Below are 13,674 nucleotides of genomic sequence, written 5' to 3' on the forward strand. Positions count from 1 at the left end.
GGGCTGGTGTGGAGGCGGAGGGCGCCGGCGGCGGTGGCGCCGGCGCCGGCGATGATGATCACCGCTACCAGGGTTCGGGCGGTGGTTCCGGACCAGGGCACGGGGGCGACGGCGCGGGCGAAGACGGCGGCGTTCGCCACCCCGGCGAAGAGCGCCACGCAGGCTCCGGCCAGCGCCAACGCGAAGTCCGCCGCCGGCCGGCGGGCCAGCGCGTAGCCGCCGGCGACGATCGCGCCGAGCCCGGTCAGCAGCGCCCACACCTGTCCGCCGAGCAGCCCGGCGAGCACCCCGCCGACGCCCTGCGCGCCCGCGTCCAACTCCCGGCCCACCGTGAACACCACGGCGGTGAACCCGCCGACGACCAGCAGCGCACCGAGCCCGGCCAGCGCCCGGGCGCCCGGCGCGGAGCCGGGCGGCAGCAGCCCGAGCGCGCCGACCGCCAACAGCCCGAGCGTGGCGACGACCCACCAGGTGTACGCGTCCGGCGGCGGCACCCAGTCCAGGGTGCCCCGGATCTCCACCGTCCCGGCGTCGGCGCGCAGCGGCACCACCCAGTCCCGGACCCGGTGTTCCCGGTCGGGGGCGGCCCGCACCTGCGGCGGCGGGGCCGCCTCGCGCCACAGCGCCCGCTGGTCGTGCCAGCGCACGCTCGGGCCGTCGGCGACCCGCCGCCAGTCCGGTGCGGCGGCCGGATCCGCCTCCGCGGGCACCCGGGTGTCCCCGGCGATGGTCCGGTTCAGGTACGTCGCCGGGGAGCGCCGGTTCTCGTACACCCCGTCCGGACCGACCCGCAGGTACGGTTCCCCGGAGTAGCCGAGCACCTCGACGGGCTGGTCGCCGGAGTTGGTCAGCTCCAGCCGGGCGCCCGCCTCCACCACCCGTACGCTCAGCCCTGGCCGGGCGGGGGCGACGGCCGTCACCGCGGCGCGGTAGTCGGTGCCGTCGGGGGCGTCGGCGCCGTGCGCGGCCGCCGGCGCGGCGAGCGCCAGCGTCGCGGTGAGCGCACCGGCGAGCACCAGACCTGCCCGGGCCAGCAGGGTACGGATCACCGGCCCGCCGCCTCCACCGCCGCCCGGATCCCCTCCGGGCTGCGGTCGGCGACCGGCTTGCCGTCCACCAGGACGGTCGGGGTGCCGGTGATGTTGGCCTTGCTGGCCTCCTCGGTGACGTGCTCGGTCCACGGCTGGTACTTCCCGTCCCGCACGCACGAGCCGAAGTCGTCGCGGGCCAGCCCGACCCCCACCCCGATGTCGATCAGCGCGTCGTTGCTGAGCCCGTCGCCGCCCTCCGGCGGCTGCCGCTCGAAGAGCGCGTCGGTGTACTCCCGGAACCTGCCGCCCTCGGCGGCGCACCCGGAGGCGGCCGACGAGCGCGTCGAGTAGTCCGTGGTGGAGAAGCGGTTGAGGTACGCGACCGGGTGGAACACCACCCGGACCTTGCCCTCGCTCACCAGCTGATTGATGGTGTCGCCGCTGACCTGCTGGAACTGCTTGCAGGCGGGGCAGAGGTAGTCCTCGTAGAGGTCGATGGTGACGGGCCCCTCGCCCAGCACGATGCCGGTGCCGGCCTCGTTGGCGCCGGGCGGCGCGGTGAACTCGCCGGCGCGCTGGCTGGAGTAGACGCTCCAGCCGATCAGCCCGGCGATCACCAGGACGATCACCGCGGCCGCCGAGACCCACAGCGTCCGCTTGCGCCGCCGCTCCCGGGCCAGCTGCTCGCGGACCACCCGGGCGGCACCCTTCTGTCCCTTGCGACTACTCATCCTCGCCCTCCACCGGTACGTCGCCCGTCAGCCAGCCGTCCACGGAGACGGGGGTGCGGGGCCAGATCAGCAGGAATCCGGCCAGCGCCAGGAAACCCAGGTCCCGGAGGATCTCCGGGAGGTAGCTCGGGGCCTGCCCCTCGGCGAGCTGGCCGCCGCTGCCGAAGCAGCCGCAGTCGATGGCCAGGCCGCGGCTCCAGGCCGAGGTGATCCCGGCGATGAAGACCACCAGCAGCGCCGCGGAGACCCCGGCGGCCAGTCGGGTGGCCAGCCCGAGCAGCAGGAGTACGCCCAACGCCAGCTCGACGAAGGGCAGCGCGGCGCCGACCACGGTCGCCACGTCGTACGGCAGGAGCTGGTAGGCGTGGACGGCGCGGCCGGAGGCGGCCAGGTCATCGACCTTGGATGCGCCGGCGACCAGCCAGACGGCGGCCAGCCCGAGCCGGGCGGCGACGCCGAGCCAGGGGCGGACAGCGGGCCAGCGGGTGGCCCGGATGCTGGGTTCGCTCACGGTCATTGGTCGTCCCGTCCCCGGCGGAAGTTCCCGCCTCAGCGGGCGAGGGCGTCGCCGACCGCCTCGACCAGTTCGGTGCGGGCCCGCGCCACCCGGGAGCGGATGGTGCCCACCGGCACCCCCTCCACCGCGGCGGCCTCGGCGTACGACAGGCCGAGCAGTTGGGTGAGCACGAACGCCCCGCGCCGCTCGGGCGAAAGCCGGCGGACCAGGTCGGCGGTGCCCAGGTGCCCGGCCGGGTCGGGGTGCGTCCGGTCGGTGTACGCGTCGGCGGCGAGCCGGGCGTCGAGGCGGCGCCGCCGAACCACGGTGCGCAGATGGTCGGCGCAGGCGCGGCGGGCGATGCCCAGCAGCCAGGTGCGGGCGCTGGACCGCCCCTCGAAGGCCGGCAGCGCCCGGAACGCCCGCAGGTACGTCTCCTGCGCCAGGTCGTCCGCGCTGTCCGGGTCGACCAGCGCGGCGGCGAAGCGCCACACCTCGGCCTGGGTGAGCCGGACGAACGCGGCCTGGGCGACCGGGTCCCCATGCCGGGCGGCGAGGGCCCACTCGGTCGCCGGCTCGTGGGCGGGCACGCCCGCGTCGGCCGGCCCGGCGGCGGTGTCGCGCGGGGCGGGGATCACGACAGAACAGGTTACGCGGAGTGGTCCGGCCCGGGAGGGTCGTTGGGCACTTCCATGGCCTGCGCCACGCCGGGAACTTTTCCCCGACACCGGGCGACTACCCGCACATGACATGCGACGACGTACGCGTGGCGCTGTCGGCGCGGCTGGACGGCGAGGACCCGCAGGCGGCGCCGGCGCTGCTCGACGGGCACCTGGACGGCTGCCCCGGCTGCCGGACCTGGCTGGCCCGGGCCGAGCAGGTGACCCGGCTGGTGCGGGTGCGACCGGTGGCGGTGCCCGACCTGACGGCCTCGGTGCTGGCGGCGGTCGCCGCCGACTCGGTCGCGGCCCGTCGTACGCCGGCGGCGGCCCTGCGGGCCCGCCGGCAGGTGCTGCGAGTGGCCGTCGGGGTGGCCGCGGTCGCCCAGTTGGCCATCGCGCTGCCGGTCCTGCTGGCCGGTCTGGGGGTGGCCGCGGATCCGCACACCAGCCGCGAGATGGCCTCCTTCGACGTGGCGCTCGCGGTCGGCTTCGCGCTGGCGGCCTGGCGTCCCGAGCGGGCCCGGGCGTTCGTCCCGGTGGCCCTGGTGCTGGCGGTCTGCCTGGCCGGCACCAGCGCGGTGGACATCGCCAACTCCACCACCGCGCTGGTGCACGAGATCGGCCACCTGGCCGCCGTGGTGCAGGCCGGCCTGCTCTGGGCGCTTGGGCGGGCCAGCGGCGAGCCGGACCGGCCGCTGGCCCCGGCGGTCGCGGCGGGGCGCGGGTGAGCCCGGCGAGCCGCGGATCGGCCGGGGTGGCCGTCGCCGGGCGGTTTCGGCCAGCATGATCGGCATGACTGCCGCCACCCGCCGCTGGTTCGCCCGGCTGACCGCCGCCGCCGGCCTGCTGGTCACCCTCGTCGCCCTGCTGATCGCCCCGGCCGGCCCCGCCAGCGCCCACGCGGTGCTGGTGAGCAGCAGCCCGGTCTCCTCGGTCGTGGTGCCGACCGGCCCGGCCGAGGTGGTGCTGACCTTCAGCGAGTCCGTCCGCAAGGTTCCCGGCAAGATCCGGGTGATCGCGCCGGACGGCTCCCGCGCCGACCGGGGCGAGCCCACCTTCGAGGGCGCGGTGGTGACCATCCCGGTCGATCCCGCCGGCGGTCGGGGTACCTACCTGGTCAGCTACCGGGTGATCTCGGCCGACAGCCATCCTGTCTCCGGGGCGTTCACCTACTCGGTCGGGGCGCCCTCCCCGCCGCCGGTCGACTCCGGCGATGACAGCCGGGCCGACCCGGTGGTGGGCAACGCGGTCAAGGTCGCCAAGTACCTCGGCTACGTCGGCCTGCTGCTGGTGGCCGGCCCGGCGCTGGTGCTCGCCGCGCTGTGGCCGCGCCGGCTGCCCCGGCGGGGTCCGACCCGGCTGGCCTGGTTCGGGCTCGGCCTGGTGGCCCTCTCCGCCCTCGCCGACGTCTGGTTGCAGGTGCCGTACACCGCCGGCGGTGGCCTCCTCGACGTCACCGGGGAAGGGTTCAGCACGGTGCTGGGCAGCACGTTCGGCGTCGCGCACCTGGTGCGGCTGGGCCTGCTGGCCGCGGCGGCGTTCCTGCTCCGCCCGCTGCTGGCCGGCTCGGCCGGCCGGGCCGACCTGGTGATCCTGGGCGTCCTCGGCGGGGCGGCGCTGCTGACCTGGCCGCTGGCCGGGCACCCGGCGGCCTCACCGGCACCGGCGGTCTCCGTCGTCGTCGACGCGGTGCACCTGGGCAGCATGGCCGTCTGGCTGGGCGGGCTGGTGACGCTCGCTGGCTTCCTGCTGCGGCAGGCCGACGAGCGGGAGCTGGGGGCGATCCTGCCCATCTGGTCGCGCTGGGCGGCGCTGGCCGTGTCGGCGCTGCTGCTCGCCGGCACCGTCCAGGCGCTGATCGAGGTGGCCACCCCGGACGCCCTGGTCGGCACCACCTACGGGCGGTTGCTGCTCGGCAAGATCGGGCTCTTCGTGCTGGTGATCGCGGTGGCCGCCTACTCCCGGCAGCTGGTGCGCCGCCGCGCCGCGGCCGGACGGCCCGCGGCGGTACGCCGGGCGATCCAGGTCGAGCTGGCGATCACCGCCGTGGTGCTCGGCCTGTCGGCGACCCTGGTGCAGACCACCCCGGCCCGCACCGCCGCCACCGATGTGGCCGGTGCCCCCAGCGGCTACTTCTCCACGACCGTCGCCAGCCCGATCTTCTCGGTGCAGGTCGAGATGGACCCGGCCGAGCGAGGCAACAACTCCGTGCACCTCTACACGTACACGAAGGACAACCGGCCGCAGCCGGTGGTGGAGTGGCGGGCCACCGCCGCCCTGCCGTCGGCCGGGATCGAACCGATCGAGATCCCGCTGCTGCCGCTGACCGACAACCACGCCACCGGGGAGATCAACCTGCCGGCGGCGGGGGAGTGGCAGCTGCGGGTCACCGCCCGCACGTCCGACATCGACCAGGCCACGGTGACCGTCACCGTGCCCGTCCGTTAGGGAAGGTTGGAATTCATGACCCGTCTCCGGCGTACCGCAACCGCCGCTGTCGCCGTCGCTCTCGGGGCCGTCGCCGTCCTCGGTTTCGCGGCGCCCGCGTCGGCGCACGTCACTGTGAACCCGAGGGAGGCGACCCAGGGCGGCTACGGCCGGTTCGCGTTCCGGGTCCCGAACGAGAGCGACACGGCGTCCACCACGAAGCTGGAGGTGGTGCTGCCGGAGAACGCCCCGGTGGGTTCGGTGTCGACCATGCCGGTGCCCGGCTGGACGGTGACCGTGGAGAAGCGCAGGGTTGACCCGCCGGTGGAGGTGCACGGCAGCCAGCTGTCGGAGGCGGTGTCGAAGCTGACCTGGACCGCGACCGGGGACGCCGCCGTCAAGCCGGGCCAGTTCCAGGAGTTCCCGGTCTCGATGGGGCCGCTGCCGGCCGTGGACCGGATGGTCTTCAAGGCGCTGCAGACCTACTCCGACGGCACGGTGGTGCGGTGGATCGAGGAGCCGGCGCCCGGCGCCGAGGAGCCGGAGAGCCCGGCGCCGGTGCTCACCCTGACCGCCGCGTCGCCGTCGGCCCCTCCCACCGGGAACGCCGCCGTCGTCGAGGCCGACGACGATGACACCGAGGGCGGCGCGCTGGCCGTCGGCCTCGGCGTCGCCGGGCTGGTCGCCGGGGCGGCCGGCCTGCTGCTGGGCGGGGCGGCGTTCCTCCGCACCCGCCGGCAGGCGATGCCGACGACGTGACCCGTAGCTGACCACCGGCCCGTCGGACGCCCGGCGGGCCGGTGGCCGTATCCGCCCCGCGACCTGCGGCGAACTCACCCCGCTACGCGTTCCGGCCGGTGCCGTGGATATCCGCTGATCAACCGCTTCGCATCGGTAAGGTCGGCCGGGATGTCCGGATACGGAGAGGGACGAGGCGAATGCGGTTCGTGCGGGTGATCGCCGGAATGCTGTTGCTGGCCACCGGGATCCCGGTGCTGCTCGCCGGCGGCGCGCTCTGGATGCTCACCCGGCAGGCCGATCCCGGCGGTGCGTTCAGCGCCCGGTTCGAGGCCGTGCGCACGCCGGGCCACGCGGTGGTGGTCACGGATCTCGACGAGCTGCTCCGCGCGGAGGCGCCGTTCGTCCGTGTCGGGCAGGCCCGGTTGCGGCTGGACGCCCGTACGCCCGACGGTCCGGCGTTCGTCGGGCTGGCCCCCACCGAGGAGGTGCGGCGCTGGCTGGACCCGGTCCCGCATGCCACGGTCCGCCGGGTGGCGCTGGCCCGGGGGCCGCTGCCGGTACGGCTGGAGCAGACCGCCCCCGCCCCGCCCGCGCCGGCCGGCTCCGCGACCGCCGCGCCGCCGGCCGGGTCGGCGTCGGGTGCGTTGCCGGCCGGTTTCGCCCCGACCGGCCGGGACCTCTGGGTGCGGGAGGGGATCGGCTCGTTGGAGTGGACCCCGCAGGAGCTGGCCGACCGGCGGTTGAGCCTGGTGGTGATGCACCCGGACGGGCGGGCGGACCTGGCTGTGGAGCTGCGGGCCGAGCTGCGGGCCGGCTGGACCGCCCCCGCCACCGCCGGCCTGCTCGCCGGCGGCGTGCTGCTGGTGACGCTGGCCGTGCTGCTCGTGCTGCGCCCGGTACGGCCCCGCGAGGTGGTCTTCGTGGTCGAGCCGGACCAGGTGCCGGTGCTGGCGGGTCGCCTCGGTGTGACCTCGCTCAGCGGGCTGGGCGCGCAGCCGACCCGCGACCGGCCGGCTGTGGTCGGCCGGCAACTGGCGTCGGTGGGCGCCGCCGTCGGGCCCCGGCGGGCGATCGGGGCGGTCCTCCCACGGCGGCCGGCCACCTTGGCCGACCTCGCCGACCCGCCCGCCGGCCCGGTGCCCGCGCCGCCCGACGTGCCCCTGACGCTGGCCTGGCCGCCGACCTCCGCCGAGGCGACCAGCGCGCCGGTGCCGGTGGAGGGGCGGTCCCGCCCATGCGCCGACGCCCCCGACTGAGCGCGGGCCGGCTCCAGCACGGCTGTGGAGCCGGGGCGTAAGGCGGCGCGGATCCGCACCGGCCGGGAGATACGCCGGGCGGCCCCCCGCGCTGCCGACGCGGAGGGCCGCCGTCACCGGGGGATCGGTGGCATATGAGGCGTGCTTGCGATGGTTGAGACCAGATTAGCGGTTAACTGCGCTACTCGGTAGGTCTGTCCGATTGATGCGACTCGCCCGGCTTCACCCCGACCGGCAGTGTCACCAGCAGCAGCAGGCTGAGGAGCACATACATGTTGCGGGCCAGGAACTCCCCCGGCGAGTCGGTCCGCGCCGCGGCGACTCCCCAGTCCTGGAACGACACCACCCCGTAGATGATGACGGCGGAGGTGCCGACGGCGAGTGCCGCCAGCCGGCGCCGCCGCCGGGCCCCCGCCGGGTAGGACGGGTCGGCGCCGAGCGCCGCGTCCACCAGCACCACGACCGCCGGGATGAACCAGTAGATGTGGTGGGTCCAGGTGATCGGGCTGACCAGGGCGCCGACGAGCCCGGCCAGGGTGAGGCCGGTGAGCGGGTTCCCCGCCCGGGCGGCGCGCGCCGCCCGCCACAGCCCGTACGCCGCGACGACCGCGACCAGCAGCAACCAGATCAGCCGGTCCGGCTTCTCCGGCGCGGTGATGCGGCTCAACAGCCCGAACAGCGACTGGTTGCCGGTGTAGTCGGTGCGGCCGACCCGGTCGGTGGCCCAGAGCTCGTGGGTCCAGAACCGCCACGAGTCGCCGGGCGCCAGCGCGGCGGCGAGCAGGGTCGCCCCGGCGGCCGTCACGCTCGCCACCGCCGCGGCCCGCCACCTGCGGGTGGCCAGCAGGTAGACGATGAAGATGCCGGGGAAGAGCTTGAGCGCGGTGGCCAGCCCCACACCGACCCCGGCCCAGCGCCGCGCGCCGGGTACGGCGAAGAGCAGGTCAGCCAGGATCAGCACGACCAGCAGCATGTTGATCTGGCCGAAGGTGATCGTCTCGCGGGTGCTCTCCACCGCGAACACCAGCAGGACCGCCACCGTGAGGGTGAACAGCCGGGGCAGGTCGTGCCGGGCGATCACGGGGTTGACCAGCCAGCGCGTGGTGACCACCACGCCGAGCCCGGTCAGCACCGTGAAGATCGCCACCGTGGCGCCCAGCGGCAGTGCCGAGAAGGGCAGCAGCAGCAGCGCGCTGAACGGCGGGTAGGTGAAGTAGAGCTCGCCCTGCACGCGGTCGGGCTGGACGTAGTCGTAGAGCGGGTTGCCGGCCGCCCACCACTCCATCGCCCGCATGTAGATCTTCAGGTCGAAGAAGTCGTGCACCAGGCCGGGCAGGTAGAGCGCCGGCAGCACGGCGGCCAACGCCAGTACGGCGACCAGCCGGCGGATCGTACGGCCGCCGTGGTCGTCGGTGACGGCGGGCGGTGCGACGGATTCGGCTGGCACGGGAAAACCCTAGCGGTCGGCTGCGTCGGGAGGGCGCAGCCGCGGGGTGTGGGCTGCGCGTAGGCTGTGCCGGTGGCTGATCTTCTCGTCTGGATCGACTGTGAGATGACCGGACTGGACCTCGGCGGCGACAAGCTGATCGAGGTCGCCGCACTGGTCACCGATCCCGATCTCAACGTGCTCGGTGACGGCGTCGACGTGGTGATCCACGCCGACGAGGCGGCGCTGGCGGCGATGCCGGAGATCGTCCGGACGATGCACGGCAAGTCGGGGCTGACCGAGGAGGTCCGCCGCTCGACGGTGACCCTGGCCGAGGCCGAGGACATGGTCCTCGACTACGTCACCAGGTTCGTGAAGGACCCGCGCACCGCCCCGCTGTGCGGCAACTCGATCGCCACCGACCGTGGCTTCATCACCCGGGACATGCCCCGCCTCGACGCCCACCTGCACTACCGGATGATCGACGTCTCCTCGATCAAGGAGCTCTGCCGCCGCTGGTACCCCCGGGTGTACTTCGGCCAGCCGCAGAAGGGGCTGGCGCACCGGGCGCTGGCCGACATCCGGGAGAGCATCCGGGAGCTGGAGTACTACCGGCGGACCATCTTCGTGCCGCTGCCCGGCCCGGACGTGGACGCCGCCAAGGCAATCGCCGCCGAGCTCTGAGCCGGCCGGGCGAACCCGCTGGACGCGGCCGCCGGGGGTGAGGCTATTATTGATCCGCACCCCGCCCGGGTCACCGGTGCGGGACGGCGTGGTGGCTGTAGCTCAGTTGGCAGAGCACCGGGTTGTGGTCCCGGTTGTCGTGGGTTCAATTCCCATCAGTCACCCGGTGAACGGAAGCCCCCTCCGCGGAGGGGGCTTCCGTCGTTGCGGGGCTCAGGCGGCCGGCGACACGTCCGGGTCCGGCGTGACGTCCGCGCCGGGCTCGCCGGGCGGCTCGTACGGCAGGGCACTGCCCTTGACGTACTCCTCCCAGCTCATGTTCCAGTCGGTCCAGCCGTTGCCGTTCTGCAGCCTGCGCTCGGTGCCCTTGACCGTGATCGGGTCGCCGATGCGAGTGTTGGCGAACAGCCAGGCGCCGTTGGCCATCGAGACGTTCACGCAGCCGTGCGAGACGTTGACCCTGCCCTGCTGCCCCTCGGACCAGGGGGCGGCGTGGATGAACTCACCACCCCAGGTCAGCCGCTGGGCGTAGTCGATCTTCGTGCGGTAGCCCTCCTCGGGACCGAGTTCCTCGAAGGTGTCGAAGACCGTCTTGCGCAGTTTCTCGATCACTACCATTGTGCCGCTGGACGACGGGGTGCTCTTCTTGCCGAGGCTGACCGGGATGGTCTTGACCACGGCGCCGTCCTTCGTCACGGTCATCCGTTTGGTCTTGTTGTCCACCGTCATGATCAACGCTGGGCCGATCTTGATGTCGACGGTGAGGTCGGCCCGGCCGTACCAGCCGTCGCCCATCGGCAGGCCACCCGCCTGGACCCGGTAGGAGACGGTGCTGTTCGCGCGCCAGAACTCCTTCGCCCGGTAGCGGATCTCGGTGGGGCTGACCCAGTGCCAGATGCCCTCCTGGGCCGGCTGGGAGGTCACCGTCATCCGGCGCTGGACGTCGTCCCGGTAGTCCTCGGGGACGGGCCGGCTGAACTTGACGATCAGCGGCATGCCGACGCCGACGGTCTGGCCGTCGCCGAGGAAGCTGCTGATCCGGACCTGCTTGCCGGGCTTGGCCATGACCGTGAAGGTGCTGGTCGCGGTGGCGGGGCGGCCGTCGTCGCCGGTCGCGGTCACGGTGGCGGTGTAGGTCTCGCCGTACTCCAGGGCGCCGGCGGGCAGCCAGCTCCCGCCGTCCGCGGCGAGCTCGCCCTCGACGGCCTTGCCGGTCGAGTCCTTGAGCTCGACGGTGGTCTCCTCGGCCTGCTTTGTGGTGAAGGTGATACCGGTAGAGGCGGGCACGTCCTTGGCGTCGGCCGCCGGCTCGACGATGGTGGCGGCGGCCTTGGGCGCGGCGGCCTGGCCGCCACCGTCCTGCCAGCCCGACGGCTTGCCGCCGGCGCCACCGTCGCCGCCGGTGCAGGCCGAGGTCAGGGCGAGGGACGCGGCGAGCACCGCCGCCGCAAACCCGCGGCGTCGGCCGCTCCGCCGGTCGCCCCCGCGCCGGATCAGCTGGTCCTGGACAGCTCGCATGATTCCCTCACAGTCGTGGTCCCCGATTGCCCATCGTGCCTCACTGACGCACCAGGACAGGTACCCGTTCCCGAAGGTGAACCGAAACACCTGACCCAGCTTGTCCGGAAATTGATAGATCCTGAGCGTCGCGAGTGATGCTCACGACCGCGGCGCCGCTGCCCGCCACGGCACGGTGGGCGCCCGGCCGGGAGGCGGCGGTGGCCACGCTCGGCGCGCCCGGGTCGGCCATCCGGGGCGCGCCGAGCCGATCAGCTGACCGGGCCGGTCACAACGCCGGCCCGGCCCCGCCCTCGGGCACCGGCAGCGCGCTGCCCTTGATGAACTCAGACCAGCTCAGGCTCCACGCCGTCCAGCCGTTGCCGGGTGCCAGCCGGCGTTCGGTTCCCTTGATCGTGATCGGATCGCCGATCTTCGTCCGCTCGAAGAGCCACCTGGCGTTCGTCGTCGAGACGTTGACGCAGCCGTGCGAGACGTTCTGCCGGCCCTGCACGTGCTCCGACCAGGGCGCGGCGTGGATGTACTCGCCGCCCCAGGTGAGCCGCTGGGCGAAGTCGATCTCCGTGACGTAGCGGTTCTCCGGATCCGGGTCGTCGCGGGTGTCGAAGACGGTCGACTCCTTCTTCTCCATCACCACCATCGTGCCGCTGGAGGACGGCGTCTTCTTCTTGCCCAGGCTCACCGGCAGGGTGCGTACCAGTTCGCCGTTCTCGTACACCTTCATCTGCTTGGTGGCGTTGTCGACCTTCATCTCGAACGCTCGGCCAATCTTCCCGGTGGCGGCCCGGTCGACGTTGCCGTACCGGCCGTTGCTCAACGGGATGCCGGCCAGCGCGATCCGAACGGTGATGGTGGTGCCCGGCTTCCAGTACTCCGGCGCCCGGTAGTAGGCCTGGGTGCCGTTCGCGACCCAGTGCCAGGCCCCCGGCTGCGGCGGGTCGGTCTGCACGAACATCCGCTTCTGCACCGCGGCCCGGTCCTTCTTCGGGATGCCGGGGTGGAACTCGGTGACCACCGGCATCGCCACGCCGTAGGTCTTGTCGTCGAAGAGGTAGAGGCCCGAGCTGATCATGGACTTGGGCTTCGCCATCGTGGTGAAGGTGCTGGTGCCCTGGCTGGTCCCGCCGCCGGCCCCGGTCGCGGTGACGGTGGCGGTGTAGCGGGTGCCGTACTTCAGCGGCTTCGAGGGCACCCAGGAGGAGCCGTCGGCCCGCATCCGGCCCTCGACCCGGTCGCCGTTGGCGGCGGTCAGGGTGACGGCGGCCACCTTGCCGCCGTCCGGCAGTTCCGCACTGATCTCCGAGCTGATCGGCCGGTTGTTCGCGCCGTCGGCCGGGCTCAGCGTCAGCGGCGTGCCGGTCGGCGCCGCCGGGGCGGACGGGTCCGCCGGCGTGCTCGTGGCAGTGCTGCCGACGACGAACTCCGCTTGCTTCTTCTTCTCGCCGCAGGCCGTTAGTGCCAGCGACGCCACCAGGCCGAGGGCACCCACGATCGCCCCGGCCCGCGCGAACCTGCCCATCCCCACCTCTGTTCTCGCGTACCTGGCGGACATGGTGCCGCATCGCCGTCGTCCCCCGGCCCCCGATCGCCGTACGGCGGGGGGTTTTGTCGTGTTTGCCCGGAAAGCTCGGCCGAAGGGGTGAGCCGGGGATCGGATTGGAACCCGGCTCGGAGCGCGTGCTAAGGTTCTCCCCGTTGCCAGCGAGCGCCGCTAGCTCAACTGGCAGAGCAGCGGACTCTTAATCCGCGGGTTCGGGGTTCGAGTCCCTGGCGGCGCACCAGCAATCACCTGGGCATCCATTCCTTACGAGTGGGTGCCCAGATGTCGTTTCGGCAGAGTGACAGCAACGGGTTCGACAGGCCAGGGGCTGCCCGGAATGCGTGCGCCGTATCCCCACCACGGCCTCGTCGCGACCCGGGCATCAACCCTCGCTTGACTCGACGGCCTGTTAGTCGTGAGCTGGGCTCGAACTTGCTCGTCCGTGTCGGCGCGGTTGGGGCGCGTCGCCCTGGGGCGTCCGTAACTCCGTACACCCACGCTTGCGGCATGTAGTCGGAGCTGCCTGGCGTGGTCGGGACTGTTGCCGACTTTGACTGCCGAGTAAGGTGCGGCCGTGCTTGGTGGTGGGATCGGGCGACGGGCCCGCGCGGTGCAGGGCAGACGGCGGGCCCGGGTGGGCCGGGGCTCGTGGAGTCCCGCGATGCGGCGGTCGGCGGCCGGAGCCGGTCTCGCCGCGGCGGTGATCATCGGGTGGGTGTTCTGGCCGGAGGATGAGCCGGAACCTCGCCAGCGGGAGTACCGGGCCGAGACTGCCTGTCTCCTCACCGGTGAGCGGGGTATCGGCTCGCCGGAGGCGCGTCCGGTGTGGACCGGCATGCAGGAGGCATCCCTCGCCAAGCAGGTCAAGGTGCAGTACCTCGAGGTGGATGGCCCGCAGACCGGGCAGAACGCCGAGACGTTCCTGGCCGGTCTCGTGCAGAACCGCTGTGACGTGATTCTCGCCGTCGGCGCCGCCCCGGTCGCGGCGGTGCCGCCCACCGCGGCGCGGTACCCCGCTGCCCGGTTCGTGGCGTTCGGTCCGGTGACGCCGGGCCACAACGTATCCGTTATGGACCCATCCGACCCGGAAATGGCACGCCGGCAGGCGCACGATCTGGTCGCGGCGCTGGTGCCACCATCGTCCTGAGGCTCCAAGGTTTCT

At 73.6% G+C, this 13,674-nt stretch carries 13 protein-coding genes and 2 tRNA genes; 8 read left to right on the forward strand and 7 right to left on the reverse strand.

Annotation, left to right across the window (positions count from 1 at the left end; translation table 11 throughout):
* The 4 genes from C1I99_RS10090 to C1I99_RS10105 all read right to left on the reverse strand — a co-directional run.
* Positions 1-1,049, reverse strand: a 1,049-nt coding sequence (locus C1I99_RS10090; RefSeq protein ID WP_233512444.1) for a hypothetical protein, incomplete at its 3' end; no start/stop codon positions are given.
* Positions 1,046-1,762 carry a DsbA family protein gene (locus C1I99_RS10095; protein ID WP_111133954.1) on the reverse strand — a complete coding sequence of 239 codons (717 nt, stop codon included), beginning with the start codon at positions 1,760-1,762 and terminating at the stop codon, positions 1,046-1,048. The genes C1I99_RS10090 and C1I99_RS10095, both read right to left, overlap by 4 nt.
* Positions 1,755-2,279, reverse strand: coding sequence for a MauE/DoxX family redox-associated membrane protein (locus C1I99_RS10100; protein WP_111133955.1), 525 nt, complete (start codon positions 2,277-2,279; stop codon positions 1,755-1,757). Before C1I99_RS10100 ends, C1I99_RS10095 begins: the two co-directional genes overlap by 8 nt.
* Positions 2,280-2,311: 32 nt before the next feature.
* On the reverse strand, positions 2,312-2,896 hold the full coding sequence (locus tag C1I99_RS10105) for a sigma-70 family RNA polymerase sigma factor (protein ID WP_111133968.1): 585 nt from the start codon (positions 2,894-2,896) through the stop codon (positions 2,312-2,314).
* Between the two features lie 107 nt (positions 2,897-3,003).
* Between C1I99_RS10105 and C1I99_RS10110 the strand changes: the two genes are divergently transcribed.
* The 4 genes from C1I99_RS10110 to C1I99_RS35190 all read left to right on the forward strand — a co-directional run bounded on the left by C1I99_RS10110 (position 3,004) and on the right by C1I99_RS35190 (position 7,344).
* Positions 3,004-3,648: a zf-HC2 domain-containing protein gene (locus tag C1I99_RS10110; protein WP_111133956.1), complete on the forward strand. Its 645-nt coding sequence runs from the start codon at positions 3,004-3,006 to the stop codon at positions 3,646-3,648.
* 55 nt (positions 3,649-3,703) lie between these two features.
* Positions 3,704-5,368 (forward strand): copper resistance CopC/CopD family protein, encoded by a 1,665-nt coding sequence (locus C1I99_RS10115; RefSeq protein ID WP_111133969.1) that lies wholly within the window; start codon positions 3,704-3,706, stop codon positions 5,366-5,368.
* A gap of 15 nt (positions 5,369-5,383) precedes the next feature.
* Positions 5,384-6,106: a YcnI family copper-binding membrane protein gene (locus C1I99_RS10120; RefSeq protein WP_111133957.1), complete on the forward strand. Its 723-nt coding sequence runs from the start codon at positions 5,384-5,386 to the stop codon at positions 6,104-6,106.
* Between the two features lie 179 nt (positions 6,107-6,285).
* On the forward strand, positions 6,286-7,344 hold the full coding sequence (locus tag C1I99_RS35190) for a hypothetical protein (protein WP_111133958.1): 1,059 nt from the start codon (positions 6,286-6,288) through the stop codon (positions 7,342-7,344).
* 181 nt (positions 7,345-7,525) lie between these two features.
* Here the strand turns inward: C1I99_RS35190 and C1I99_RS10130 are convergent, their stop codons facing one another.
* The gene (locus tag C1I99_RS10130; RefSeq protein WP_111133959.1) at positions 7,526-8,791 is read right to left on the reverse strand and encodes a glycosyltransferase family 87 protein; all 1,266 of its coding nucleotides are present in this window, start codon (positions 8,789-8,791) and stop codon (positions 7,526-7,528) included.
* Positions 8,792-8,857: 66 nt separating this feature from the next.
* On the opposite strand from C1I99_RS10130, the gene orn reads away from it, so the two are divergent.
* Both orn and C1I99_RS10140 read left to right on the forward strand, forming a co-directional pair.
* Positions 8,858-9,454, forward strand: coding sequence for an oligoribonuclease (gene orn, locus C1I99_RS10135; protein WP_111133960.1), 597 nt, complete (start codon positions 8,858-8,860; stop codon positions 9,452-9,454).
* A 91-nt stretch (positions 9,455-9,545) separates the two neighbouring features.
* Positions 9,546-9,618, forward strand: a tRNA-His gene (locus C1I99_RS10140).
* A gap of 49 nt (positions 9,619-9,667) precedes the next feature.
* Here C1I99_RS10140 and C1I99_RS10145 read toward each other — a convergent pair.
* A complete protein-coding gene (locus C1I99_RS10145) occupies positions 9,668-10,972 on the reverse strand; it encodes a L,D-transpeptidase (protein WP_111133961.1) in 1,305 nt (434 codons plus the stop codon).
* A gap of 268 nt (positions 10,973-11,240) precedes the next feature.
* Positions 11,241-12,491: a L,D-transpeptidase gene (locus C1I99_RS10150; protein ID WP_111133962.1), complete on the reverse strand. Its 1,251-nt coding sequence runs from the start codon at positions 12,489-12,491 to the stop codon at positions 11,241-11,243.
* 186 nt (positions 12,492-12,677) lie between these two features.
* On the opposite strand from C1I99_RS10150, the gene C1I99_RS10155 reads away from it, so the two are divergent.
* Positions 12,678-12,753: transfer RNA gene (locus tag C1I99_RS10155), tRNA-Lys, on the forward strand.
* A 420-nt stretch (positions 12,754-13,173) separates the two neighbouring features.
* Entirely contained in the window at positions 13,174-13,659 is a 486-nt protein-coding gene (locus C1I99_RS10160) for a BMP family ABC transporter substrate-binding protein (protein WP_111133963.1), read from the forward strand.
* Positions 13,660-13,674 lie beyond the last annotated feature (15 nt).

It is taken from the genome of Micromonospora deserti (assembly GCF_003236335.1).
GTDB classification, from domain to species: Bacteria; Actinomycetota; Actinomycetes; order Mycobacteriales; family Micromonosporaceae; genus Micromonospora; species Micromonospora deserti.